This window comes from Caulobacter ginsengisoli (assembly GCF_030814835.1).
Taxonomy (GTDB): domain Bacteria; phylum Pseudomonadota; class Alphaproteobacteria; order Caulobacterales; family Caulobacteraceae; genus Caulobacter; species Caulobacter ginsengisoli.
The window spans coordinates 163,595-189,090 of the sequence record NZ_JAUSVS010000006.1; the positions used below are offsets into that span (position 1 = coordinate 163,595).

A 25,496-nucleotide genomic window follows, 5' to 3' on the forward strand; every position below is an offset into this window, starting at 1 on the left:
ATTTCAGGAGTCAGCTTGCCGAGTTGGCCAGTTCCCGCAGCGCCGCATTGGCGATGGTCAGCTTGGCGAAGCTCCAGCCGCCGCCGGCCGCCTCGATCTCGTCGACCGTGCGCTTGACCGCCCGGCCGGGGCCGGACTGCATCTGGGCCCAGGAGGTCACCGTCGACTTGGCGGCCTCGTCGGTGTCGGCGCCCTGGGCGCCGCCGGCGAACTTCATGACCGCCTTGGTCAGCAGGGTCTGTTCGGTCAGCATGTCCTCGACCAGGCGCCGCACGGCCATGCGCTCGAAATGATCGCCGCCGCGCAGTTCGCCCGCCGCCGCCCGCAGGCGGTCGAAGGACCAGGTGGCGCCGACCCGGTGATAGAGCCGGGCGACATTGGCCACCGGCCAGCTGGAGGCGTTGGCGGCGTCGACCAGGTCGACGGCGGTGGTCAGGGGCTGCAGGATGGCGATGGCCTGGGCCAGGGCCTCGGGGGCGCCGTCGCTGACGAAATCCTTGACCCGGCGGGCCACGGCCTTCTGCTCGAAGGGCGAAAGAAGCCCGGGCATCAGGCCCTTCAGGGCGTCGAGCGAGGGACGGTATTCGTCGATCAGGGCCTGGACGCCCAGGCCCTGGGCGGCCCGGCGGGCCAGCCAGAAGGTCTGGGAGCGCAGGGTGTGGACCAGGGCCTTGAACAGGGCCATCTGGCCGGCGGCCGGAGCCTTGCCGTCCAGGGCCGCGACCTGGGCCCAGGCCTCGTCGAAGCGCAGCACTTCCCGCGCCGCCGAGAAGCCGATGGTCAGGGCGTCGGTGTCGCAGCCGGCGGCGGCGCGCAGGCGGGCTGGGAAGCCGGGGCCGCAGAGGTTGACGATGGCGTTGTCGACCACGGTGGCGATGATGTCGCGCCGCAGCCGGTGCTGCTTCATCTCGGCCTCGAAGCGCTTCAGCGGCTCGGGGAAATACCCCTCCAGGGTCTTGAGGTAGTAGGGATCGTCCACCGCCTTGCCGGCGACCATGTCGTCGTTGAGGGTCAGCTTGCCATAGGCCAGCAGCACGGCCAGCTCCGGCCGGGTCAGGCCCTTGCCGGCCGCCGCCCGCTCGACCAGCACGGCGGCGTCGGGCAGGCCCTCCACGCGCCGGTCCAGCCGCCCCTGGCTCTCCAGGTCGGTCATGAAGCGGGCGTGGGCGTCGAGCTCGGCCGGCGCGTCGCGTTCGAGCAGCGACAGCGCCAGGGTCTGGTCGTAGTTGTGGCGCAGCACGTGATGGCCGACATCCTCGGTCATCGAGGCCAGCAGGGTGTTGCGGTCGGGCCGGCTGAGCTTGCCGGCCCGCTCGGCCATGCCGGTCAGGATCTTGATGTTGACCTCGTGGTCGGAGCTGTCGACCCCGGCGGAGTTGTCGATGGCGTCGGTGTTGATCCGGCCTCCCGCGAGGGCGAACTCGATGCGGCCGGCCTGGGTGAGGCCCAGGTTGGCCCCCTCGCCGATCACCTTGCAGCGCAGTTCCGAGCCGTTGACCCGCACCGGATCGTTGGCCTTGTCAGCCGCGTCAGCCTGGGTCTCGGTCTTGGCCTTCACATAGGCGCCGATGCCGCCGAGGTAGAAGAGCTCGACCCTGGCCTTGAGGATCAGGTTGATCAGCTCGGTCGGCGACAGGCTGGCGGCCTTGGTGTCGAGCAGGGCCTTGACCTCGTCGCTCAGCGGGATGGACTTCAGGCTGCGGGCGAAGACCCCGCCGCCGGCGCTGATCTTGGCCTTGTCGTAGTCGTCCCAGCTGGAGCGGGGCAGGTCGAACATCCGCTTGCGCTCGTCCCAGCTCGAGGCCGGCTCGGGATTGGGGTCGAGGAAGATGTGGCGGTGGTCGAAGGCGGCGACCAGCTTGATCTGCTTGCTCAGCAGCATGCCGTTACCGAACACGTCGCCCGACATGTCGCCGCAGCCGGCGACGGTGAAGGGCTCGGCCTGGATATCCTTGCCCAGCTCGCGGAAGTGGCGCTTGACCGCTTCCCAGGCGCCGCGGGCGGTGATGCCCATCACCTTGTGGTCGTAGCCGACCGATCCCCCTGACGCGAAGGCGTCGCCCAGCCAGAAGCCGTAGTCCTCGGCGATGCCGTTGGCGATGTCGCTGAAGGTGGCCGTGCCCTTGTCCGCCGCGACGACCAGGTAGGGATCGTCGCCCTCATGGATGACGCAGCCCGTGGGCCGCACGACCTTGTTGTCCGCGTCGATATTGTCGGTGATGTCCAAGAGGCCCGACAGGAAGGTCCTGTAGGCCCGGATACCCTCGGCCCGGATGGCGTCGGGCGCGCCGCCGCGCGGCAGCTGCTTGGGGAAGAAGCCGCCCTTGGAGCCGACGGGGACGATGACGGCGTTCTTGACCTGCTGGGCCTTGACCAGCCCCAGCACCTCGGTGCGGAAGTCGTCGCGCCGGTCCGACCAGCGCAGGCCCCCACGGGCCACTGGGCCGAAGCGCAGGTGGACGCCGTCGACATGCGGCGCCCAGACGAAGATCTCCCGGAACGGCTTGGGGGCCGGCAGGTCTTCCAGCTCGCGGCTGGCGACCTTGAAGCTGATGTAGGGTTTGGGCTGCCCGTCGGCGCCCGTCTGGTAGAAGTTGGTGCGCTTGAGGGCGGCGACCAGGGCGGCCAGGCGGCGCAGCACCCGGTCGGCGTCCAGGCTCTCGACGGTCTGCAGGGCGGTGGTGATCTCGGCCATCACCGCGCCGGCCTGGATCTGGCGGGCCTCGATATCGGCGCTGATCGCCGGGTCGAAGCGGATGCGGAAGAGGTCGAGGATCAGCCGCGCCACGGCCGGATAGTCGCCCAGCGCCTGTTCCTGCACCACCTGGCTGGGGTCCAGCCCCGACTGCTGGCGGTATTTGGCCAGGGCCCGGACCAGGGCCGCCTCGCGCCAGGAAACGCCCAGTTCCAGCACCAGGCGGTTGAAGCCGTCGCTCTCGGACTGGCCGGTCCAGACGGCGGTGAAGGTGGCCTCGAAGGGGTCGCGGATGTCGGCGAAGGTCAACCGCTCGCCGCGCTCGTCCTCGAGCAGGAAGTCGTGGACCCAGACGGTCTGGCGCCCGCCCGCCCGATCGAGCGGGCTGACCTCGAAGGCGTCCTCGATTAGGGCTTTGAGCCCCATGCGCTCGAGGATGGGGGTGACGTCGGCCAGGGCGACCGGGCCGCCGCGGTGATAGAGCTTGAAGCGGAACTGCAGCACCGAATCGCCGACCTTGCGGAAGGCCCGGACCCGGAAGCTGTCCTCGCCCATGGCGTCGATTTCGCCCAGGTCCGCCAGGGCCTCGTCGGCGTCGTAATAGTCGCGGTAGCCGCTGGAAAACGCCCCGCCCCAGCGGCTGAGCATGGCCGCCACCTGGCCCGAGGCCGCCCCGCCGCCGCGCACGGCCGCGTCGAAACGGTCTTCCCAGGTGCGCACGGCCTCGACGATCTCGTCCTCGACCAGCCCCAGGTCGGGCTCGTCGTGATTGCCGGGCTCGACCCCGATGATGAAGTGGACCCGGGCCAGCGGCGCGTCGCTGAAGCTGGGATAGTAGGCGCTGACCCGGCCGCGCCAGGCGTCGGCCAGGATCTCGCCGGCCCGCTGGCGGACCCGGCTGTCATAATGATCGCGCGGTACGAACAGCAGCACCGAGATGAAGCGGTCGAACGGGTCGCGGCGGGCGAACAGGCCCACCCGGGGCCGGTCGTAGAGGTGCATGACCCCCTGGGCCATTTCCAGCAGCTGGTCCTCGGGAATCTGGAACAGCTCGTCGCGCGGCCAGGTCTCCAGGATGTTGCGCAGCCGCTTGTCGCTGTGGCTGCCGACCACCCGGTCGGCGCGCTCGATGACCCGGGCCACCTTGCGGCGGACCAGCGGCACGTCCTTGGCCGGGGCGTCATAGGCCTCGGCGGTGAACAGGCCCACGAAGCGGACCTCGCCGGAGGGCTTGCCGTCGGCCCCGTAGCGCTTGATCCCGACGTAATCCATGTAGCCGCGGCGATGGACCTTGGAGCGCAGGTTGGACTTGGCGACGATCAGCGGGTCGGCGGTCTCCAGGTGGCGGCGCACCTGGGCCGACAGGATGGCCGGCTCGCTGGCCCGGCGCAGCACGGCGCGGGCCTGGTCGCGCAGCACGCCGAGACTCCCTTCGGGCTGGTAGAGCGGCTCCTCGGCCGCGTAGCCGCCGTCGGCGGTGCGCGGATATTCGTAGATGCGGGCGCCCAGGAAGACGAAGTGCTCGTGCTCCAGCCACTGCAGGAAGGCGTGGTATTCGGCCTTCAGGTCGGCGGCGACCCGGGTCGGGGCGGCGTCCAGTTCGCGGATGGTGCGGGCCATCAGGGCCTGCATCTCGTCGAAATCGTCGACCGCCAGGCGGACATCGGCCAGCACCGCGGCCACGGCGTCGACCACCGCCTGCTCGCGGTCCTCGCCGACCGGGTCGAGCTGGATCTGGATCAGGGATTCGTGGCGGCCCTTCCCCATGGCGACGATGGGATGGAACAGGGCCCGGACGGTCAGGCCGCCCTCGGCGATCTCGCCCATGATGCTGTCGACCAGGAAGGGCCGGTCGGGCTGGACGATTTCCAAGAGGTCGCGGCCGAGGTCGCGGCCATCCGCGCCCTTCCAGCGGCGCAGGCGGATGAGCGGCGCCTCGCCCTCATGCTTTTCCCCGAACGCCCAGAAGTCGGCGAAGGCGATGGCCAGGTCGGCGGGATCCTGGGAGGGGGTGTCCTCGTCGGCCAGGTCCTGGGTCAGCTGGCCCAGGAAGTCGGCGGCCGGTCCACTGGGCGATCCTTTGCCCTTGAGCCGCGCCTGGAAAGCCTTGGCCAGTTCGCCCGCGTCGGCGCCGGCGAGGTGAAGGTTCGAACCCTTCATCGGTGTCCCCATGGGAATTTGTGCAAGCCTAGCCTGCTTGGGGTGGGGATCAAACGCGGGTCGGACCCGGAAGCAAGAAGTTTCTTCAGAAACTTTCTATCAGGGGTGTTTTTGACCCCGAAATTTCATAGAGCGGACACGAAAGCGCCGCCGGAGGGGGGATCCGGCGGCGCAGGGGCCCCACCGCATTGGGGTGGGACGCTTCGTTCCGGCGCCGCAGGGGGGAGGAGAGGCGCCGGATCATCGTCGGGGACAGGGGGGTGTTCCCCGACAGAGCTTCAGATAGTCGCCTCGGGCGGGAATGCAAGCTTTTTGCTGCACTGCAACATAAAATAATTCAATCCTCCCCCGCTTCGCGGGGAGGAAGAGGCCTACCCCATCCCCTCCGACACCTCCGCATGCCGCGGCGGCGTATGGGGGTTGCCGTTGGCGCTCAGCAGGATGGCGACCCAGCGCGAGCCGGGGAACTGGGCCAGGATGACCATGACCATCACCGTCAGCGGGGTGGAGAGGAACATCCCCGGCATCCCCCAGATGGCCCCCCAGAAGGCCAGGGACAGCAGCACCACCACCGGGTCCATGTTCAGGCTGTCGCCCTGCATCTTGGGCAGGATGAAGGTGCCGACGATGAACTGCACCGCCTGCAGGCCGCCGAACACCACCGCCGCCTGCCACCAGGTCGTGAACTGCAACAAGGCGAAGGCCGCCGGCAGGAAGGTGCCGACCATGCCGCCGATGATCGGGATGTAGGAGGTCAGGAAGATGATGAAGGTCCAGAACAAGGCGTTGTCCAGCCCGACCAGCATCATCACCACCCAGGAGGCGGCGGCGATCATCAGGCCGGTGACGGTCTGCACCCAGAGATACTGCTCCACTCCTACCCGGATGGCCTGGAAGGTGGCCATGGCGTCGTCGCGCTCGAGGTGGTGGGGGAACATGGCCACCAGTTTCCGCCTAAAGCCCCGGCGCGAGGCGATGATGAAGGCGAGATAGATCAGCACGAAGAAGGCCGGGCCCAGGAAGGCCCGGGCCCCGTTGGCCACCGTCACCAGATACTGGCCTGGGTTGGCGTTGCGGACCAGCTCCTCCACCGAGGCCGGGGCCTGCTGGCCCAGCAGGGCGTAGACCCGGCGGATCAGGGCGTTGAGGCGCGGGGTGTAGTCCTCGACCTGGGCGGCGAACCCGGCGGCGTTGTCCCCGACCACGAAGGCCGCGGCCCCGAACAGCAGGATGGCGGTGACGATGGCCACCGGCAGGGCGGCGTCTTCGGACACCCACCTGACCCGCTCGCGCAGCACCCGGGCGAAACCGTCGATCATCACCGCCAGGAAGATGGCCAGGGCCAGCGGCGCCAGGATGCCGGTCAGCCACTTCATCGTCGCGCCGCACAACACCACGGCGATGACCACGACGGCGTTGCGGGCGGTGTTGTCGACCTTGATGGGGGGCTTGGCGGTGGCCATGTCGGTGTCTCGCGATTTGGGGCGCGGGAATGTTGGGCCAAGGCGCGGCCGGAAGCTAGACTGTGCTTCGCAACCGGAGACCGCCTGTGGACCTGCCCGCCAATTCCATCCTGATCGGCTATAGCGACAAGCCCGAGACCCTGCTGCTGAACCGGGCCAACCGCCATGGCGTGGTGGCCGGGGCGACCGGCACGGGCAAGACCGTCACCCTGCAGATTCTGGCCCAGGCCTTTTCCGACAACGGCGTGCCGGTGTTCGCCGCCGACGTGAAAGGCGATCTGGCCGGCATCAGCCAGCCCGGCGCCCCCAACGAGAAGATGCAGGCCCGGGCCGCCGGCATGAACCTGGAGCTGCGGCCCGACGCCCCGCCGGTGATCTTCTGGGACCTGTTCGGCGACAAGGGCGCCCGCATCCGCGCCACCGTCTCGGAGATGGGGCCGGTGATGCTGGCCCGGCTGCTGGAGCTCAACGATGTGCAGGAGGGGGTGCTCAACATCGTCTTCAAGCTGGCCGACGACGAGGGCCTGCTGCTGCTCGACCTGAAGGACCTGCAGGCGGCGCTGAAATATGTCGCCGAGCACGAGAAGGAGATCGACGCCAGATACGGCAACGTCTCGGCCGCCACGGTGGGGACCATCCAGCGGGCCCTGCTGAGCCTGGAAACCCAGGGCGCCGAGGACTTCTTCGGCGAGCCGGCCCTGAAGCTCTCCGACCTGATGCGGGTCGACGGCTCGGGCCGCGGCCTGGTCAGCATCCTGGCCGCCGACAGGCTGATCCAGAGCCCCAAGCTCTATTCCACCTTCCTGCTGTGGCTGCTGTCGGAGCTGTTCGAGGAGCTGCCCGAGGTCGGCGATCCGGAAAAGCCGCGCCTGGTGTTCTTCTTCGACGAGGCGCACCTGCTGTTCCGCGACGCCCCCGGCGCCCTCTTGCAGAAGATCGAGCAGGTCGTCCGGCTGATCCGCTCCAAGGGGGTGGGCGTCTGGTTCGTGACCCAGAACCCGGCCGACATTCCCGACACCGTGCTGGGCCAGCTGGGCAACCGCATCGAGCACGCCCTGCGCGCCTACACCCCGGCCGAGCAGAAGGGCCTCAGAGCCGCCGCCGACAGCTTCCGCCCCAACCCGGCCTTCGACACCGCGGAGGCCATCCAGGCCCTGGAAGTCGGCGAGGCCCTGGTCTCGGTCCTCGACGAAAAGGGCGCCCCGACCATCGTCCAGCGCACCAAGATCCGCCCGCCCGCCTCGCGCCTGGGCCCCGTCACCCCGGCCGAGCGCGACGCCACATCGCAGGCCTCGCCGGTGCGCGGCCTCTACGACCAGACCATCGACCGCGACTCGGCCTTCGAGGCCCTGACCGCCCGCCAGGCCCAGGCGTCTCGTCAGGCGGACCTCGACAAGGCGGAAGCCCAGGCCGCCAAGGACCGCGCCGCCCAGGAAAAACAGTGGGAGCGCCAGCAGGCCCAGCGCGCGCCCCGCTACGAGGCCCCCCGCCGCTCGTCGAACCGACAAGGCATGGGCGAGGCCTTCGCCAAGTCGATGTTGCGCTCGATCGGCAGCCAGGTCGGGCGGGAGTTGTTGCGCGGGGTGCTGGGGAGTTTGCGGCGGTAGAAGGCCCCATACTTCCCTTCTCCCAACGGGCTACCGCATTCACACATCTGCCGGACAGGGTTGCCAGCCCTTTCCCCGCTGGCGGGGGAAGTGGGCCGACAGCGAAGCTGGAGGCTCGTTGGGGGCCCTTTCCCACCGTCGTGCAACCCACCAGCGCCGCAAGGACCCCCAACGACCTTCGCCGCTGCGCGTCTCAGGCCACTTCCCCCGCCAGCGGGGGAAGGGCTTGGGCTGAGGATCGATGTGTGAATCCGCAAGCCCCCTACGGGAGAGTGTTGTTGAGGCCCGTCAGGCGAGCAGATCACTCACCGAGAAATCCCCCAGCCGGTCCGCCGCCGCCTTGTCGGCCGCGATAATCGCCCCTCGGATGGCGTCGGGGATCTTCTCGCCGACCGGGCAGCCCTGGGCCCCCTTCGGGGTCACGCCCAGGTGGGCGCAGCCGCCGACGGCGCGCAGGACCTGGTCGAGGCCGATGGTCGCAGGGTCGGCGATCAGCCAGGCGCCGCCGCCGGCTCCGGCCCGGGTCTCGATCAGCCCGGCCCGGGCCAGCATGGCCGTCACCCGCCGCACGACGACGGGGTTGGTGGGCATGGAGGCGGCCAGTTCGCCGCTGGACACCGCCTTGTCGGCGCTGGTCGCGCCCTTGTGGGCCATATAGGCCAGGGCGTGGGCGGCGACGGGAAATTTCTGGCTGTCGGACATGTGGCTATGAAACTAGGCGCCTTAGGGCTTCGTTGAAAGGGCTGGGCTATCCCGTTGACGTCGGGTTGCGATTGAACCCGCCTGTGATTGGGTATATGGCGCCCGCCGCATTGACGTGGGACGGCGCTCCCTGGCCGGTCCCGGAGACCTGAACTTGATGGCTGCTGAAGCCTCTGGCGCGACCGAGTCCGATCCGGCGTCGCAGCCCCACACGACCCATCACGGCCACGGTGAGCCGAAGAGCAAGCGCGCCTTCCTGGCCCTGTCGCTGGGCTCGCTGGGCGTGGTGTTCGGCGATATCGGCACCAGCCCGCTCTACGCCATGCGCGAGGCCCTGGCCCACTCGAAGAACAGCGCCAGCCCGCTGGCGGTGTTCGGGGTGGTCTCGCTGGTCCTGTGGACCCTGACCCTGATCGTCACCCTGAAATACGTCGTCTTCCTGATGCGGGCCGACAACAAGGGCGAGGGCGGCACCCTGGCCCTGATGGCCCTGGCGCAACGGGCCCTGGGCAAGCGCTCGACAGCGGTGTTCTTCCTGGGGGTCTTGGGCGCGGCGCTGTTCTATGGCGACGGCATCATCACCCCGGCCATCTCGGTGCTCTCGGCGGTCGAGGGCCTGAAGGACGCCCCCGACTTCGGCCACTATTTCACGCCCTATGTGCTGCCGATCTCGGCCGGCATCCTGATCGCCCTGTTCTTCGTCCAGGCCAAGGGCACCCACCGCATGGCCTCGCTGTTCGGGCCGGTGACCTTTATCTGGTTCCTGACCCTGGGCGGGCTGGGCCTCTATCACCTGGTCCAGGACCCGGCGATCCTGGCCGCCTTCAATCCCTGGTACGGCATCCGCTTCCTGGCCAGCAACGGCTTCCTGGGCTTCGTGATCCTGGGCAGCGTCTTTCTGGCGGTGACCGGGGCCGAGGCCCTCTATGCCGACATGGGCCATTTCGGCAAAGGGCCGATCCGCTTTGCCTGGGTGGTGGCCTTCATCTGCCTGGCGCTGGTCTATCTGGGCCAGGGCGCCCTGGTGCTGCGCGAGCCGGAAACCCGGCACAACCCCTTCTGGGAGATGGTCCCGGCCATCGCCTACTGGCCGGTGCTGGTCCTGGCCACCGCCGCCACCGTCATCGCCAGCCAGGCGGTGATCACCGGGGCCTTCTCGATGACCCAGCAGGCGGTGCAGCTGGGCCTGCTGCCGCGCATGGACATCAAGCGGACCAGCGAAACCCAGGCCGGCCAGATCTTCGTGCCGCAGGTCAACACCTACCTGATGGTGGGGGTGCTGGTGCTGCTGTTCGTGTTCCGCGACAGCCATCGCCTCGCCTCGGCTTATGGCATCGCCGTGACGGGCGCGATGTTCGTCGACACCATGCTGGCCTTCGTCATCGCCCGGAAGCACTGGAACTGGGGCTGGCCCGCGACGCTCGCCCTGCTGGCGCCGCTGGTCCTGCTGGACCTGACCTTCATCTCCTCCAACATGCTGAAGATCCCCGACGGGGCCTGGATGCCGCTGGTGTTCGGGGCGGTGCTGGTCCTGATCATGTGGACCTGGGCGCGGGGCAGCCAGATCCTCACCGACAAGACCCGCCGGGACAGCGTGCCGCTCGCCGATCTGATGGAGATCCTGCGGGCCAGAGCCCCGCACCGCGCTCCCGGCACGGCCATCTTCCTGACCAGCGACCCGGACATGACCCCGGTCGCCCTGATGCACAACCTCAAGCACAACAAGGTGCTGCACGAGAAGAACATCGTCGCCACCGTCCGCACCGCCGAGACGCCGCGCGTCAAGGAGAGCGAGCGCATCAAGCTCGAGCCGGTCAACGAGGACTTCAAGAAGCTGACCATCACCTACGGCTTCATGGAGACCCCGAACGTGCCCAAGGCGCTGGGCCTGTGCCGCAAGCAGGGGCTGAAGTTCGACATCATGGCGACCAGCTTCTTCCTGGGGAGACGCAGCCTGGTGCCCAATGCGCAGTCGGGCATGCCCCTTTGGCAGGACAAGCTGTTCATCTTCCTGATGAAGAACGCCGCCAACCCGACGGACTTCTTCAAGATTCCGCCGGGCCGGGTGGTGGAGCTGGGGGCTCAGGTTACGGTCTAGATCATCTCCCCACACCCGCTCATCCCCGCGAAAGCGGGGACCCAGGTGTTTTTCGTAGCGGGCTTTCAGCCGCCCGGACCCGTCAGAACCGCCCTCAACAGCAAAAAGCCTGGGTCCCCGCTTTCGCGGGGATGAGCGGATTTATGGGAGGCCGCGAATTCGCCCAAGTCCGTCGGGAACCTGACGATATGATCCACCGCCGCGCCCTGCTCGCCGCCACGCCCGCCCTCGCCCTCAGCGCCTGCGCGCCGCCGCGACGGGCCCACGCCGCCACCTGGGCTGAGAAACTGCTGGAGGCGGCGTCAGCGCAGATCGGCACGACCGTCCACTACGACCCGCTCTACACCAGGATCGCCTACCCGAACGGCGACGTGCCGCGTGAGAAGGGGGTCTGCACCGACGTGGTGGTCCGCGCCTATCGCGACGCCTTCGGCATCGACCTGCAGCGGCTGGTGCACGAGGATATGAAACGCGCCTTCGCCGCCTATCCGCATCGCTGGGGGCTCAAGGGTCCGGACAGCAATATCGACCACCGCCGGGTGCCTAACCTGGAAACCTTCCTGACCCGCCTGGGGGCGGCCCGCCCGTCCGGCGAAACCTGGCAGCCGGGAGACATCATCACCGTGCAGCTGGTCCCGGTGGGGACCCACATCATGCTGGCGGCGGGGGCCGGAGCCTTCGGCGTGCAGGATGTCATCCACAACATGGGCGGCGGGACGAAGCGCGAGGCGGCGGCCTTTCCGTTCCGCCAGACGGGCCATTTCCGCTGGGCGCCGCAACAGCGGACTTGACGGGGGGGCTAAACGGCCCTTGAACGCAGCGCCTGAACTTTGCTGCACTGCCGAAAGCCCGACATGTCCGACAAGCCCGCCGTCAAGAAGGTCGTCCTCGCCTATTCGGGCGGTCTCGACACCTCGATCATCCTCAAATGGCTGCAGACCGAGTATGGCGCGGAGGTCATCACCTTCACCGCCGACCTCGGCCAGGGCGAGGAGCTGGGGCCGGCCCGCGAGAAGGCGCTGCTGCTGGGCATCAAGCCCGAGAACATCTTCATCGAGGACCTGCGCGAGGAATTCGTGCGCGACTACGTCTTCCCGATGTTCCGGGCCAACACCGTCTACGAGGGCCAGTATCTGCTGGGCACCTCGATCGCCCGGCCGCTGATCGCCAAGACCCAGATCGACATCGCCCGCAAGGTGGGCGCCGACGCGGTCAGCCACGGCTCGACCGGCAAGGGCAACGACCAGGTCCGCTACGAGGTGGCCTACTACGCCCTCGAGCCCGACATCACCGTCATCGCGCCCTGGCGGGAATGGGACTTCAAGAGCCGCGAGGCCCTGCTGGCCTTCGCCCGCGACCACCAGATCCCCATCGCCAAGGACAAGCTGGGCGAGGCGCCGTTCAGCGTCGACGCCAACCTGCTGCACAGCTCCTCGGAAGGAAAGGTGCTCGAGGACCCGGCCGTGGAGGCCCCCGAGAGCGTCTATATGCGGACCATCGCGCCCGAGGACGCCCCCGACAAAGCCACCGTCTTCACCATCGATTTCGAGCGGGGCGATCCCGTCGCCATCGACGGCGAGGCGCTGTCGCCGGCCAATCTGCTGACCAAACTCAATGAACTGGGCCACGCCAATGGTGTCGGCCGGCTGGACCTGGTCGAGAACCGCTATGTCGGCATGAAGAGCCGCGGCGTCTATGAGACCCCCGGCGGGACCATCCTGCTGGCCGCCCACCGGGGCATCGAGTCGATCACCCTCGATCGCGGCTCGATGCATCTGAAGGACGAGCTGATGCCGCGCTATGCGGAGTTGATCTACAACGGCTTCTGGTTCAGCCCCGAGCGCGAGATGCTGCAGACGGCCATCGACTTCAGCCAGGCCAAGGTGACCGGCCAGGTGCGGGTCAAGCTCTACAAGGGCAATGTCAGCATCATCGGCCGCACCAGCCCCTACAGCCTCTACGACCAGGAGCTGGTGACCTTCGAGGAGGGCAAGGTCGCCTACGACCAGCGCGACGCGGCGGGCTTCATCAAGCTGAACGCCTTGCGGCTGCGGGTGGCGGCGAAGCGGGACCGGCGGGGGTAGCTTGCTCCGCTCCCGGCGGGAGCGGACGGCCGCCCGACACGCGCCGCGAGCGCGTGCGAGGCCTGGCCAGGTGAGGGTTTCCAGGGCCGTGTGGCGACAAGGCGTGATTTGCCACCGCCTCGCTCGGGCGCCTGGCTTATAGGCAAGGGGTAGTCCCAAACCCCGAACACGGCCCCCGAAACCCTCACCGGACCTCGCTCTGGCGAGGTCGTCCGCTCCCGCCGGGAGCGGAAGGCCGCCTACTCCACCTTATTGAACGGATACCGCCCGCTGATTTCGCTGGCGAAGTGGGCCTCGCGGCTGTCGGAATCGACGAAGGACCGGTGCGCCTCGCCGGTCACGCCGACATAGACGTATTCCTCGCCGTCGTTGAAGCGGACGAACAGCTTGTGGCGGTCTTCCTCGTAGCGGATGGCGTGGATCGAGGCGGTGGTCTGCATGGCGACGCCCTCTGCGGCCGATTCCGTCTGCGGACTAAACGCGCGGCTGCCCAACTAGGGTCCACACCGCCATATCGCCGTTCGCCCCGAAGCATGTCAATCTCGCCCCTGAGGGGCATAAGACCCCTCGGTCGGGGAAGAAAACACATGCAAGGCCACACACTCGTCGCCATCGTCACCCTGCTGGCGGTGCTGACCTATTTCTGGACCAGCTTCCTGGTCGCCCGGGCGCGGGCCAAATACGGCATCGCCGTGCCGGCCACCACCGGGCATGCCGATTTCGAGCGGGTGTTCCGCGTCCAGGCCAACACCCTGGAATGGATGCCGATCTTCCTGCCGGGCCTGTGGCTGTTCGCCTTCTACTGGAACGACCGGGTCGCCGCCGCCCTGGGCGTGGTCTGGATCCTCGGCCGCATCCTCTATGCGACCGGCTATTCCAAGGCCGCCCAGTCGCGCAGCATGGGCTTCCTGGTCCAGTCGCTGGCGGCCGCGGTCCTGGTGCTGGGCGCCCTGGGCAGGGCGATCTGGGTCGCCATCCAGACCGGCGGGGTCTGATCGATCAGATCAGTTTGGCCAGCACCAGGCCTTGCCAGATGGCGAGGCCTGTCACCAGCAGGCCGACCAGCCAGGTCAGGGCCCTGACCGGCACGACCTTGATGGTCCAGCCGGCGATGGGAGCGGCCACCACGCCGCCGGCGATCAGCCCGCCGATCGACCAGGCGTGATCGGAGAGGCCGGCCGCCTCCCACTGGCCGGTGACCAGGGCGGCCAGGAAGGTGGCCGAGATGGCCGAGGCGACGAAGAACTCGGCGGCGTTGGTGGTGCCGATGGCCTGGCGGGCGTCGCCGCCCCAGCCCAGCAGGGTGCTGGTCACCACCGGCCCCCAGCCGCCGCCGCCGATGGCGTCGAAGAAGCCGCCGATGGCCCCCAGCGGCAGCGGCCGGGTCCAGCCCAGGACCTGCGGCCGGGTCCCGCGCCAGGCCCGCCAGAGGATGACCAGGCCCATGATCCCCAGCCAGGCCACCACCCAGGGCTTGACGATGGCCCCGTCGATGCTGGTCAGCACGAAGGTCCCCAGCACCCCGCCAAGCACGCCGCCGGCCGACAGCAGGGCCAGCAGCCGCCAGTTCACATTGCCATGCAGGACGTGGCTGACCGCCGAGGCCGCGCCGGTGAACACCTTGGCCGCATGCACGCTGGCCGAGGCGTTGGACGGCGGCACGCCCAGGGCCAGCAGGGCGGTGCTGCACACCACGCCATAGGCCATGCCCAGGGCTCCATCGACCAGTTGGGCGGCGATACCCACGGCGAAGAACAGCCAGAAGTCCGTATTCATGCGGCCCCGTTTCCGTCAGGCCGACTAAGTCGCAGACGGCGGCCCCGGCGTCACCGCAAATCGTCGCCGGTGGCGTTCAGGAAAAATCGAAGCGCGACGGGGTCTTGCGGCAACTTCGCCGGGGTTCCAAGTGTTGACTCCAGGGACGGAACTTTCGAGACGAAAGGCGCTGAAATGAGCATGCGATCGGCGGCGGCAGCCGCGATCCTGATGGCGGGCGTGGCCCTGACGGCCTGCGCCACCGCCACCCCCTACCAACCCAACGTGCCCGGCCAGGCGGTCTCGGGCGGGTTTTCCGAACAGCGGCTGGACGCGACCCATTTCCGGGTCACCTTCGCGGGCAACAGCCTGACCTCGCGCGACACGGTGGAGCGCTATCTGCTCTATCGCTCGGCCGAGCTGACGGTGGACCAGGGCTTTGACTGGTTCGCCACGGTCGAGAAACAGGTCGACCGCACCAGCCGCACCTATGTCGAGCCCGATCCGTTCGGCTATGGGCCCGGACGGTTCGGCTACTGGCGGCCCTACTGGCGCTACTATGGGGCTGGTCCGGGCTGGCGGCGGTGGGACCCCTGGTATGGCGACCCCTTCTGGGCCGACCGCATGGATGTCCGCACCATCGAGAAGTTCGAGGCCACCGCCGAGATCGCCGTCGGCAAGGGCCCGCCCCCGGCCGGCGACCGCCATGTCTTCGATGCGCGGGACGTGCTGGCCAATCTGGGGCCGACCATCGTGCGGCCGGCCCCATAATCGACAGTGGGCTTCAGCCCCCGCCCGCTCGCGGCGTCGCCGCGAGTCGCCTCCCCCGAAAGGGGAGGTTAGCGCGGCGCCATGCGGATGGCGCCGTCGAGGCGGACGTCTTCGCCGTTGAAGTAGCCGTTGGTGATCATGGTCAGGGCCAGTTGGGCGTATTCTTCCGGCTGGCCGAGGCGCTTGGGGAAGGGGACGCTGGCGGCCAGGCCCGCCTTGACCGCTTCGGGAGCGGCGTTGAGCAGCGGGGTGTTGAAGATGCCCGGCAGGATGGTGTTGATGCGGATGCCCTCGCTCATCAGGTCGCGGGCGATGGGCAGAGTCATGCCGATGACGCCGGCCTTGGAGGCGGAATAGGCCGCCTGGCCCATCTGGCCGTCCTCGGCCGCCACCGAGGCGGTGTTGACGATGACGCCGCGGTCGCCGTCTTCCAGCGGGTCCAGGGTCAGCATGCCGGCCGCCGACTTGGCGATGCAGCGGAAGGTGCCGACCAGGTTGATCTGGATGATCATGTCGAAATGGGCCAGCGGGAAGTGCTTGATATCGCCGGTGGTCTTGTCGCGGCCGGCGGTCTTGGCCGCGTTGCCGGTGCCGGCGCAGTTGACCAGGATGCGCTCCTGGCCGTTGGCGGCCCGGGCCTTTTCGAAGCCGGCGTCGACATCGGCGTCGCTGGTGACGTTGACGGCGCAGAAGGTGACGCCCAGTTCCTTCTCCAGGGCGGCGCCGCGGTCGGCCTGGCGGTCCAGGTCGAAGATGGCGACCTTCACGCCTTGCGCCACCAGGGCGCGGACGGTGGCTTCGCCAAGGCCCGAGGCGCCGCCGGTCACGACCGCGCTGATGGATGAATCGAGTTTCATGGACGTCTCCCGGGACGTTGGTGTTCAATAGACTTCAAACCAGGGGGTTAAGCCTCGTGAACGCGAATGCCAAGCCGTCACCCGACGTCAACTCGCCCGAGGGATTGGGCAAGGCCGCCGCCGAGGCTGTCCTCGACAAGGAGAAATCCCTGCTGCCCGCCGTGGTCCGCCTGAACGAGCAGAAGGTCGCGCGGGGCTTCTGGCCCAAGATCCGCAAGGTGGCGGCCAGGATTCCGTTCGCCGACGACGCCCTGTCGGTGTGGTGGTGCGTCCGCGATCCGGCCACCCCGGCGGCCGCGAAAGGCCTGATGCTGGCGGCCCTGGCCTATTTCGTGCTGCCGACCGACGCCATTCCCGACATGATCGCCGGGCTGGGCTTCACCGATGACGCCGCGGTGCTGGCCGCCGTGCTGGCGGTGGTCGGCAAGCATGTGAAGCCGGCCCACAAGGCGGCGGCGCGGGGCTTCCTGGACCGGCTCGCCGATGATTGAGGGCCCCCATGATTGAGGGACTAGGCATCGTCTCGCTGGCGGCGGCCCTGGCCTATGGCCTGTGGCTGACCCATCGGCCGCCGTCCTGGCTCCGGACGGTGGTCAAGACGGCGGCGGTGGCGGCGCTGGCCGGCGCGGCCTTCCTGGCCGGCGCGCCGCTGCTGCTGGTCCTGGCCCTGGCCTTCTCGGCGCTCGGCGACGCCTTCCTGGCCGGGGACGCCAGGAAGTGGCTGCAGCCGGGCATGGCCGCCTTCTTCGTGGCCCATGTCCTCTATGTGCCGCTGTTCCTGGGGATCGGGGCCGGCCTGGCCGAGTTCACCGTCCTCGGCTGGCGGCTGGGGGCGGCCCTGGCGGTGGTCGTGGTGGGGGCCCTGCTGCTGCGCTGGCTTTGGCCGGGCGTCGGCCAGATGCGCTACATGGTGGCGGTCTATGTGCTGGCCATCCTGGCCATGGTCGCCGCCAGCTTCACCCTGCCCGCCAGCTACGCGGCCTGCATGGCCGGGGCGGTCGCCTTCATGGCCTCGGACTCGATCCTGGCGGTGCAGCTGTTCAAGGACGAGACGGTGTTCGGCCGGCCGAAGCTGGCGGGCCTTCTCATCTGGTTCCTCTACTGGGGCGGCCAGACGGCCATCGCCTGGCCGTTCGTGGTGTGGCGCTAAGGCGTTGGCGACCGTTGGCGGGGTGGGCGTGGGATTAAACTTGGAAGGAAGATAAGGGGAAGAAGAAGAGCAAGGGCTGTCGACGAAGGATCGACCGCGCCTGGGCCACGTCCGAACGGAGTCCTATTGAGGCGCGAAGCGCCTCGAAGAAGATTGCCGGCCTCTGACGGCCCAGGCTCGGCCAGCGCCGTCCCTTACGCTTCTTCTTCCCCTTATCTTCCTTCCCAATTTAATCCCACACCGGATGCCGCCAGCCGGATGTCCGGGTTAGCCCCTCACCGTTTCAGCGCGATCTGCTGCTCGCGCCAGGTGATGTAGAGAGTCGAGGCCACCACCACCGCCGCGCCCAGGATGGTGGTCCAGGCCGGGATTTCCTGGAACAGGATGAAGCCGACGATGACGGTCATCACCAACCGGCTGTAGTCGATCGGGGCCATGGCGCCGGCGTCGCCGATCTGCATGCCCTTGATGTAGCAACCCTGGGTGATGGTGCCGGCCACGCCCATGGCCGCCAGCAGGGCCATGTCGGTCGGGCTGGGCCAGCGCCAGGTCAGGACGGCGCCGGGGATCGAGAAGGCCAGGCCCAGCACGGCCGAATAGACCAGCAGGGTGAAGGGGCTGTGGTCCCGGGTCATCACCTTCATGCCGGTGATGGTCAGGGCGAACAGCAGGGAGGCGGTCAGCATCGCCCCCTCGCCCCAGCTGAACACATGTCCGCCGACGCCAGGCTTGAGCATGACCAGCACCCCCGCGAAGCCGACCAGGGCGGCGATGATCCGCCGGGGGCCCAGGGGCTCCTTGAGCACGAAGAAGGCCAGGGGGACCAGCCACAGGGTGCGGGTGAAGGAGAGCGCATTGGCGTCGGCCAGGGGCAGCTTCTGGAAGGCGTAGAAACTCAGGATCATGCCCAGCGTGCCGGCGCTGGAGCGGAAGAGGAGGATGCCCAGTCTTGTGGTGCGAAAGGCGCCCTTCCAGTCGCGGACGATCCAGGGGACCAGGACGATCAGGCCGGCGGCCTGGCGGTAGAAGGTCTGCAGGGCGGCCGGATAGTCGTTCCCTAAGAACTTGATCAGGGTGGTCATCACCGTGAACATCAGGGCCGAGGCCAGCATCCACAGCGCGCCCCGCACATTGGGGGCCAGGGTCGGGCGTTTGGCGAGTTCCGGGACGGGCGGCAGGACGTCGGGCATCAGCGCGCCCGGACCCATCCGGTGATCGAGAGCCTTGGCGACGGCGCGTAGGGGGCCACGTAGGAGACCGCGTGGGGCGTGGGGATGGAGAAGAGGTTGAGGGCGTTGAAGACCGGGCTGTAGCCCTCGGCGACATGGCCGTCCTCGTCGAGGAAGTTCAGCACCCCGCCCCAGTCGGCCCGCCAGCCGGGGGTGAAGTTCAGCACATAGGCCCAGAGCCGCCGCTGGCCGCTGACCGCGTCGTCATGGGCGGCCAGGAAGTCGCCCGGCCGATAGCGGCTGGCCATGGCGTCGCAGAAGATCTCGCGGGTCTCGCCGGTGATCCGGCGGATGAAGGTCAGGAAGGTCTCGCTGTTGAGGAAGTCGTAGACCGCCTCGATGGGCTCCAGCGCGCCGCCGCGGCGTTGGCCCGCCTCGATGTCCTTGCTGACCCGCCAGGCGTCGAACAGGAAGCAGAAGCCGCCCCGCGCCGCCGCCTTCATCTCGGCGTCGAAGGCGGCGCGGTTCTCGGGGGTGAGGCTGTCGAAGGCCTCGAGCGAGCCGTCCAGGCTGGCGCCCAGGGTGCGCCAGGTCTTGATCCAGGGGACCTGCGGCGCCGCCAGGGCCTGGGCGATGGCGACGGCCGAGCCGGGATCGAAGACGCCCGGCAGGTGCAGCCGGCCGAACTGCGCCAGCACCGGCGCCAGCTGGCGCGGATCGAGGCCGGGATCGAGGTGGATGCTGGTGGTCACCGGGCCGATTTAGAGCGCGTTCCTATAAGTGGGAACCGGTTTTCGGAAAAAACGAGCGCCCAGGAGAGGGGGCTTGGCCGCCGAAGCCGCGGGCGGCATGGGGCGTGGGTTTAAATTGGGAAGGAAGAGAAGTTAAGAGGAGAAGAGCAAGCTGCAGGGCCTTCCTGAGCCATTCGTCACGAGCCTGTTGAATCTCGTCGAGGCGCTTTGCGCCTCAATAGCTCGCTGCTTGCAGATGGCCCGCGGCATCGGCTCCGCCCACAGTCGCTTGCGCTTCTCCTCTGACCTTCTCTTCCTTCCCGCCACACTTCGCGCAGACCGTGCGAGACGGAGTGTCGGGTCGATCGCGCCTATCCCGGCGTCTGGCTCATGGCCAGTTGGGCGGCGCGCATCTGCTGGGCCTGTTCGGGGGTGATGCCCAGGGCGTCGAGGATCGGTGAGGAGGCCGAGACGTCCCAGCTGTGCCGCCCGCCGATGGTGATGCCGCCGTCGACCACGATGTGGGTCCCGGTCACGAAGACGCTGTCGTCGCTGGCCAGGTAGAGGGCGGCCCTCGCGATATCCTCGGGCATACCGGCCTTGGGGATGGGCTGGACCTTGGCGCCGATCTCCTCGACCCGGGCGGCCATCTGGTCGGCGACCTCGCGGGGCAGGCCCATGGAGGCGCCGAAGATCGAGGTGGCGATCAGGCCCGGGCAGATGGCGTTGACGCGGATCTTCTGGGGCGACAGCTCGGCGGCGGCGCAGCGGCTCATATGGATGACCGCGCACTTGGCGCTGCTGTAGGCCAGCGGGCCGAACCCGGCCTGCAGCCCGGCGATGGAGGCGGTGTTGACGATGCTGCCGCCGCCGCGTTTGGCCATCAGCGGGACGGCGTATTTCATGCCCAGCGCCGGGCCGCGCACCAGCAGGGCGAAGGTGTGGTCCCAGCCGGCCGCGTCCATGTCGGCGACGCCGCCAGGACTGCCACCGTGACCGGCGTTGTTGAAGAGGATGTCCAGCCCGCCGAACGCCGTCTCGGCCAGCTTCACCGCCGCGGCGACGTCGCTCTCGGAGGTGACGTCGCAATGGGCGTAGCGGACCTGATCGGGGAAACGCTTTTCCAGCATCGCCCCCTTCTCGTCCTGCAGGTCGGCGGCGACCACTTTCGCGCCCTCGGCGACGAACAGCTCCACCGCCCCCAGCCCGATCCCCGACACGCCGCCGGTGATCAGGGCGATCCTGCCCTCAAGCCGTCCCGCCATGCTCAAACCCCCTCGACTGTTTTCTGCTACTCGGTGACGACCACGACCTTGCCCAGGGCCTTGCGGCTGCCCAGGTGGGCGATGGCTTCGCCGGCCCGGGCCAGGGGGAAGGTCTCGGAGACGTGCGGGCGGATCTTGCCGGCCGCATACATCTCCATCAGCTGTTTGACGTTCTCCTGATGGGCCTTGGGATCGCGGGCCACGGCCGCGCCCCAGAACACCCCGACGATGTCGCAGGATTTCAAGAGGGTCAGGTTCAGCGGGATCTTCGGAATCCCGGCCGGGAAGCCGATGACCAGGAAGCGGCCGCCCCAGCCGGCGGCGCGGATCACCGCCTCGGCATAGTCGCCCCCGACCGCGTCATAGGCGACGTCCCAGCCGCTGGGCCCGCAGGCGTCCTTGAAGAGCTGGGCCAGGGCCTTGGCGCTGTCCTTGTCGAAGGGGCCGGTGGGATAGACGACGCCGCTGTCGGCGCCGCGGGCGATGGCCAGGTCGACCTTCTCCTGCGAAGAGGCCGCCGCGATGACCCGCGCGCCCATGGCCTTGCCCAGCTCGACCGCCGCCAGGCCGACGCCGCCGGCGGCGCCCAGGACCAGCAGGGTCTCGCCGGCCTGCAGGTGGCCGCGGTCCTTGAGGCCATACCAGCTGGTGCCGTAGGTCATCATGAAGGCGGCCGCTTCGTCGAAGGGCATGGCGTCGGGGATCGGCACCACGCGCGCCGCGTCCAGCACCAGCTCCTCGGCCATGCCGCCCCAGCCGGTGTTGGCCAAGACGCGCTGGCCGACGCTCACATGGGTCACGCCCTCGCCGATCGCCTTGACGATGCCGGAGACCTCGCCGCCGGGGGCGAAGGGACGGGCGGGCTTGAACTGGTACTTGTCCTCGATGATCAGCACGTCGGGATAGTTGACCCCGCAGGCCTTGATCGCCAGCAGCACCTGGCCCGGTCCGGCGACCGGGCTGGGCAGGTCCTCGACCACCAGGGTTTCCGGGCCACCCACGACCTTGCTGAGCACCGCCTTCATGCCGCCTCTCCCATAGTGTTATTGCTGTCTCCGCGACGCTAGCGCGGTGTTATCAGCGTTCATAGACCGGGAGAGCCGTGTTGACGAACAAATGTTTGAGTCTGGTGGTGCACGGCGGCGCCGGCGCGAAAAAGGGCCGCGACTACACGCGCGAGATCGCCCATATGCGCGGCGTCGTCGAGGCCGGGCGCGACGCCCTGCGCGGCGGGGCCAGCGCGCTCGACGTCGTCCAGGCGGCGACCCGCGAGCTGGAGGTCAGCGGCCTCTATGTGGCCGGACGCGGGGCCAGCCCCAACACCGCCGGGGTCTATGAGCTGGACGCCTGCCTGATGGACGGCGCGTCGGGCCGGGCCGGATCGGTGGCCGCCCTGACCGGCTTCAAGAGCCCGGTCAGCGTCGCCCGCTGCGTGATGGAAAAGACCCCCCACGTCATGCTGGCCGGCGATGGCGCGGCGCTGTTCGCCCGCGACCAGGACATGGACGCCATCGGCGACCCGGCCGCCTGGTTCACCCGGGCCGGAACCTTCGAAGCCAACCACCCGCCCGGCAAGCTGGCCCACGGCACGGTCGGCTGCGTGGCCCTGGACGGCGAAGGTCGGCTGGCGGCGGCGACCTCGACCGGCGGGGTGTTCGGCAAGCTGCCCGGCCGGGTGGGCGACACCCCCATCATCGGCTCGGGCGGCTGGGCCGACGGGCTGGTGGCGGTCTCCTGCACCGGCCAAGGGGAGTATTTCATCCGCACCTCGGCGGCCTCGCAGGTCGCCTTCCGCATGAAGTTCGGCGGCCAGAGCCTGGCCGAGGCGACGCAGGCGGTGCTGGACGAGATCAAGTCGCTGGGCGGCGATGGCGGGCTGATCGCGGTCGGGGCCGATGGTCAGATCGCCATGCCCTATGTCTCGGAAGGCATGAAGCGGGCCGGGTTCACCGGCGACGGGGATATCCTCTCGGCAGCGTTCTGAAGCCGACCACCCGGCAATCGCTAGAGTCCGCCGGCGGGAACCCCGCCCGGCGACACCGGGTCCAGCTTGAAGTCGCTGTAGAACCGGTCCAGCGGCGGCGCCTCGCCGACCCTGGAGGTGAGCAGCTGGACCAGGTCGCCGCCCCGCAGGACGAACCGGCCCCGGATGTAGACGTTGTCGCTGCTGGGGCCCAGGACCAGGTCGAGGGCCGGCAGGCCCTGGAACGTGAACCGGGTCTGCGAGATGACCGGCAGGTTCAGCTTCTCCGACAGCACCCCGGCCAGGGTGGCGAGCTTGGCGTCGACATCGTCCGGCGGCCGGGTCGAGCGGGTCATCTGCAGGGAATAGAACCGGTCGGCGCCAAAACTGCTGGAGACGATGACCGTCTTGAGGGCCGGCCTTTCCCCTTCCGCGGGCGTGCTGTTGGTAACGGTCTGCGGCGCGGCGGGAAGCGCGGTGGCGACGCCGAACTCGTCATTGCGATAGGCCTGCCAGTCCGGCTCGGCGGCCAGGGCCGCGCCGCTCCACAGCGACAGGCCGACCAGCAGGGCGGCAAGGCTTCGCAACGACATCGTCAGACTCCCGGGATTTGCGGCCACCCTAGAACGGGGCCGCCGAAAGGCCAACGTCAGGGCGTCTCGCCGCCCAGATGCAGGGAGGCCAGGAAGCGGTCAGTCTCGGCCGGCAGCTGGGGCGATCCCACGACGACGGCGACGTAGAGGCGCGAGTCTCGCACCGTGAAGACGCTCCTGAATTTGAGGTTGTCCGAGTCCCGCTTCATGTCCACGACCATGGCGGGCGAGCCGTCGATCTCGGTACGGGTCTTGGAAACCAGCGTGGCGTTGGCCGCGTTGAGGCCCCCGGCGAGGCCGGCTTCCAGGACGGTCCAGGGATCGCCGTCAAGGACCTCGCCATAGGTTACGACCGACAGGCTGTAATAGGCGTCGTCCGTCGAAACCCCCGCCGTGCTGGTCACCCGCCCGTCGCCGTTGGCGGTGCTGAGTTCGGGCTGGCCCGGAAAGTCCATCGAAGCGCCGCTGGCCGGGTCGCGGTAATGGACCCAGCTGTCGGCCGCCATGGCGCCGCCGCAGATCAGCAGGCTGCCCAGCAGCGCCGCAAGCCATCGATTGAACATTTGGGGCCCCTATGAATTCGAAGGGCGAGCCTAGATGAGCGTCAGCCCGGCAACAATGTGGGAAGCGGCGTTCGCGTCCGCTCAGGGGATGAAGGCGAACTCCGTGAAGAAGCGGTCCAGCGGCGGGGGGCTGTCGGAGGCGGTGGTCAGGTGGATCAGCCTGTCCTCGCGGTTGATCAGCCGGCTGCGCAGATAGACCCCGCCCTCCCCCGGTCCGAACACGATATCGATGGCGGGGCTGCCGCCGACCGTGGTCTCGGTCCGCGAAATGACCGGCCCGCGGTCGGGGGTGAGCAGGCCATCGACGGTGCGGTTCAGGCGCTCGCGCGGCGTGCCCCGCCTGGGCAGGTCGAAGATGTCGACCCGCAGCATGTAGTAGCGGTTCTCCGCCGGCTTGGCGGTGACGGTCAGCGTCCGGCGCGTCGGCTGGCCGTCGGCGGACGGCGGCGTCTCGACCTTGATCTGCGGCGGGCTCGGCATCTGGAGCGAGACGCCATAGCTCTTGTTGACATAGGGCTGCCAGCTGTCGGTCGCGGCGGCCGGGCCGGCGCCCAGCAGCAGGCCGCAGACGAGCGCCAGGATGCGCAGGATCATGATCGGCCCTCCGGATCAGCGGACGGAGCCTATCGCCGATCGGGACGGGGTGAAAGCTAGACCCCCGTCACCTCTTCCCAGAACCGCTTGGCCTTGCCGATGAAGTTGGCGGACTTGGGATGCTGCTTGTCGCCGCAGAGGTCGGCCAGTTCGCGCAGCAGTTCCTTCTGCCGGGCGGAGAGGTGGGTGGGCGTCTCGACATAGAGCTCGACGACCAGGTCGCCCCTCTGGCGGTTGCGCAGCGAGGGCATGCCGCGGCCCTTCAGGCGGATGGTCTTGCCGGTCTGCACGCCCTCGGGGACGTCGACGGGCAGCTTGCACTGGCCGTCGCAGTTCTCGCCGCCCATCAGGCAGGGGGCCTCGATCTGGCCGCCCAGGGCGGCGGTGGTCATCGGCACGGGGACGGTGCAGAGCAGGTCCAGGCCGTCGCGCTCGAACAGCTCGTGCGGCTTGACCGACAGGAAGATGTAGAGGTCGCCGCGCGGCCCGCCGCGCTGGCCGGCGTCGCCCTCGCCGGCGAGGCGGATGCGGGCGCCGTCATCGACCCCGGCCGGGATGCGCACCGACAGGACCCGCTCCTTGCGGACCTGGCCGGCCCCGTGACAGGCCTGGCAGGGATCCAGCACCAGCTTGCCGGCCCCGCCGCAGCGGGGGCAGGCGCGCTCGATGGCGAAGAAGCCCTGGGTGGCGCGCACCCGGCCGGCCCCGCCGCAGGTGCCGCAGGTGGTCGGGTTGGTGCCGGGCTTGGCGCCCGAACCGTTGCAGGGCTCGCAGGTGATGGAGGAGGGGACCTTCAGCTCGACCTCGGCGCCGGCATAGGCCTGCTCCAGGGTGATCTCCAGGTCGTAGCGCAGGTCGGCGCCCCGGGCCGGGCCGTTGGAGCGGCCCTTGCGGCCGCCGCCGAACATCTCGCCGAACGCCTCGCCGAACACCTCGTTGAAGATGTCGTGGACGTCGCCGAAACCCTGCGGCCCGCCGCCGCCCCCGCCGCCATTGACGCCGGCATGGCCGAAACGGTCATAGGCCGCCCGCTTCTGGGCGTCGGAGAGGATGGAATAGGCCTCGTTGATTTCCTTGAACCGGCCGGTCGCGTCCTCGCAGCCGCCGTTGCGGTCGGGATGGTGCTCCATGGCCAGCTTGCGGAAAGCCGCCTTCAGGGCCGCGTCGTCGCAGCCGCGCTGAACGCCCAGGACTTCATAGTAATCACGCATGGGACGGGATCACATCAAAACCGATCTGTATGGGAGGTGGGGTGATCCCCGCCCCGAGACAAGCC

Annotated in this window: 23 protein-coding genes; 9 read left to right on the forward strand and 14 right to left on the reverse strand. The window is 68.9% G+C overall.

Translation table 11 applies throughout. The features are described from left to right. Positions 1-10 precede the first annotated feature (10 nt). Entirely contained in the window at positions 11-4,855 is a 4,845-nt protein-coding gene (locus tag QO010_RS15725) for an NAD-glutamate dehydrogenase (protein ID WP_307350613.1), read from the reverse strand. A gap of 371 nt (positions 4,856-5,226) precedes the next feature. Further along, complete coding sequence (locus tag QO010_RS15730; RefSeq protein ID WP_307350615.1) at positions 5,227-6,318, reverse strand: AI-2E family transporter; 1,092 nt, start codon at positions 6,316-6,318, stop codon at positions 5,227-5,229. Positions 6,319-6,404: 86 nt separating this feature from the next. Between QO010_RS15730 and QO010_RS15735 the strand changes: the two genes are divergently transcribed. Continuing rightward, a complete protein-coding gene (locus tag QO010_RS15735; protein WP_307350616.1) occupies positions 6,405-7,925 on the forward strand; it encodes a helicase HerA-like domain-containing protein in 1,521 nt (506 codons plus the stop codon). A gap of 288 nt (positions 7,926-8,213) precedes the next feature. Here the strand turns inward: QO010_RS15735 and QO010_RS15740 are convergent, their stop codons facing one another. Further along, entirely contained in the window at positions 8,214-8,627 is a 414-nt protein-coding gene (locus QO010_RS15740) for an Rrf2 family transcriptional regulator (protein ID WP_307350618.1), read from the reverse strand. A gap of 157 nt (positions 8,628-8,784) precedes the next feature. On the opposite strand from QO010_RS15740, the gene QO010_RS15745 reads away from it, so the two are divergent. The 3 genes from QO010_RS15745 (at position 8,785) to QO010_RS15755 (ending at position 12,809) form a co-directional block, all read left to right on the forward strand. Next, positions 8,785-10,725: a potassium transporter Kup gene (locus QO010_RS15745; protein WP_307350620.1), complete on the forward strand. Its 1,941-nt coding sequence runs from the start codon at positions 8,785-8,787 to the stop codon at positions 10,723-10,725. Positions 10,726-10,913: 188 nt separating this feature from the next. Next, complete coding sequence (locus QO010_RS15750) at positions 10,914-11,516, forward strand: DUF1287 domain-containing protein (protein ID WP_307350622.1); 603 nt, start codon at positions 10,914-10,916, stop codon at positions 11,514-11,516. A 63-nt stretch (positions 11,517-11,579) separates the two neighbouring features. Further along, a complete protein-coding gene (locus QO010_RS15755) occupies positions 11,580-12,809 on the forward strand; it encodes an argininosuccinate synthase (protein ID WP_307350623.1) in 1,230 nt (409 codons plus the stop codon). 239 nt (positions 12,810-13,048) lie between these two features. Here the strand turns inward: QO010_RS15755 and QO010_RS15760 are convergent, their stop codons facing one another. Further along, on the reverse strand, positions 13,049-13,249 hold the full coding sequence (locus tag QO010_RS15760; RefSeq protein WP_307350624.1) for a KTSC domain-containing protein: 201 nt from the start codon (positions 13,247-13,249) through the stop codon (positions 13,049-13,051). Between the two features lie 147 nt (positions 13,250-13,396). On the opposite strand from QO010_RS15760, the gene QO010_RS15765 reads away from it, so the two are divergent. Then, positions 13,397-13,804 (forward strand): MAPEG family protein, encoded by a 408-nt coding sequence (locus QO010_RS15765; protein WP_307350626.1) that lies wholly within the window; start codon positions 13,397-13,399, stop codon positions 13,802-13,804. Between the two features lie 4 nt (positions 13,805-13,808). Here the strand turns inward: QO010_RS15765 and QO010_RS15770 are convergent, their stop codons facing one another. Further along, positions 13,809-14,585, reverse strand: coding sequence for a sulfite exporter TauE/SafE family protein (locus QO010_RS15770; protein WP_307350628.1), 777 nt, complete (start codon positions 14,583-14,585; stop codon positions 13,809-13,811). A gap of 174 nt (positions 14,586-14,759) precedes the next feature. Between QO010_RS15770 and QO010_RS15775 the strand changes: the two genes are divergently transcribed. Beyond that, the gene (locus QO010_RS15775; protein ID WP_307350630.1) at positions 14,760-15,335 is read left to right on the forward strand and encodes a CC0125/CC1285 family lipoprotein; all 576 of its coding nucleotides are present in this window, start codon (positions 14,760-14,762) and stop codon (positions 15,333-15,335) included. A gap of 68 nt (positions 15,336-15,403) precedes the next feature. Here QO010_RS15775 and QO010_RS15780 read toward each other — a convergent pair whose 3' ends face one another. Further along, complete coding sequence (locus QO010_RS15780) at positions 15,404-16,192, reverse strand: SDR family NAD(P)-dependent oxidoreductase (protein ID WP_307350632.1); 789 nt, start codon at positions 16,190-16,192, stop codon at positions 15,404-15,406. Positions 16,193-16,248: 56 nt separating this feature from the next. On the opposite strand from QO010_RS15780, the gene QO010_RS15785 reads away from it, so the two are divergent. Then, positions 16,249-16,683, forward strand: a complete 435-nt coding sequence (locus QO010_RS15785; RefSeq protein ID WP_307350633.1) for a YkvA family protein — start codon at positions 16,249-16,251, stop codon at positions 16,681-16,683. Positions 16,684-16,691: 8 nt separating this feature from the next. Next, positions 16,692-17,342, forward strand: a complete 651-nt coding sequence (locus tag QO010_RS15790; protein ID WP_307350634.1) for a lysoplasmalogenase family protein — start codon at positions 16,692-16,694, stop codon at positions 17,340-17,342. A 275-nt stretch (positions 17,343-17,617) separates the two neighbouring features. On the opposite strand, the gene QO010_RS15795 is transcribed toward QO010_RS15790, so the two are convergent. The 4 genes from QO010_RS15795 to QO010_RS15810 form a co-directional block, all read right to left on the reverse strand. Next, on the reverse strand, positions 17,618-18,532 hold the full coding sequence (locus QO010_RS15795; protein WP_307350636.1) for a DMT family transporter: 915 nt from the start codon (positions 18,530-18,532) through the stop codon (positions 17,618-17,620). After that, on the reverse strand, positions 18,532-19,263 hold the full coding sequence (locus QO010_RS15800) for a 2OG-Fe(II) oxygenase (protein ID WP_307350638.1): 732 nt from the start codon (positions 19,261-19,263) through the stop codon (positions 18,532-18,534). Before QO010_RS15800 ends, QO010_RS15795 begins: the two co-directional genes overlap by 1 nt. 350 nt (positions 19,264-19,613) lie before the next feature. Beyond that, positions 19,614-20,507 carry an SDR family NAD(P)-dependent oxidoreductase gene (locus tag QO010_RS15805; protein ID WP_307350640.1) on the reverse strand — a complete coding sequence of 298 codons (894 nt, stop codon included), beginning with the start codon at positions 20,505-20,507 and terminating at the stop codon, positions 19,614-19,616. Positions 20,508-20,533: 26 nt separating this feature from the next. After that, entirely contained in the window at positions 20,534-21,532 is a 999-nt protein-coding gene (locus QO010_RS15810) for an NADPH:quinone oxidoreductase family protein (RefSeq protein ID WP_307350643.1), read from the reverse strand. 80 nt (positions 21,533-21,612) lie between these two features. Between QO010_RS15810 and QO010_RS15815 the strand changes: the two genes are divergently transcribed. Next, complete coding sequence (locus QO010_RS15815; protein ID WP_307350645.1) at positions 21,613-22,491, forward strand: isoaspartyl peptidase/L-asparaginase family protein; 879 nt, start codon at positions 21,613-21,615, stop codon at positions 22,489-22,491. Positions 22,492-22,511: 20 nt separating this feature from the next. Here the strand turns inward: QO010_RS15815 and QO010_RS15820 are convergent, their stop codons facing one another. The 4 genes from QO010_RS15820 to dnaJ form a co-directional block, all read right to left on the reverse strand. Then, on the reverse strand, positions 22,512-23,063 hold the full coding sequence (locus QO010_RS15820; protein WP_307350647.1) for a hypothetical protein: 552 nt from the start codon (positions 23,061-23,063) through the stop codon (positions 22,512-22,514). 56 nt (positions 23,064-23,119) lie between these two features. Continuing rightward, a complete protein-coding gene (locus QO010_RS15825; protein WP_307350649.1) occupies positions 23,120-23,626 on the reverse strand; it encodes a hypothetical protein in 507 nt (168 codons plus the stop codon). Positions 23,627-23,707: 81 nt separating this feature from the next. Beyond that, complete coding sequence (locus QO010_RS15830; RefSeq protein WP_307350651.1) at positions 23,708-24,220, reverse strand: hypothetical protein; 513 nt, start codon at positions 24,218-24,220, stop codon at positions 23,708-23,710. Between the two features lie 56 nt (positions 24,221-24,276). Beyond that, positions 24,277-25,431, reverse strand: a complete 1,155-nt coding sequence (dnaJ, locus tag QO010_RS15835; RefSeq protein ID WP_307350653.1) for a molecular chaperone DnaJ — start codon at positions 25,429-25,431, stop codon at positions 24,277-24,279. Positions 25,432-25,496 lie beyond the last annotated feature (65 nt).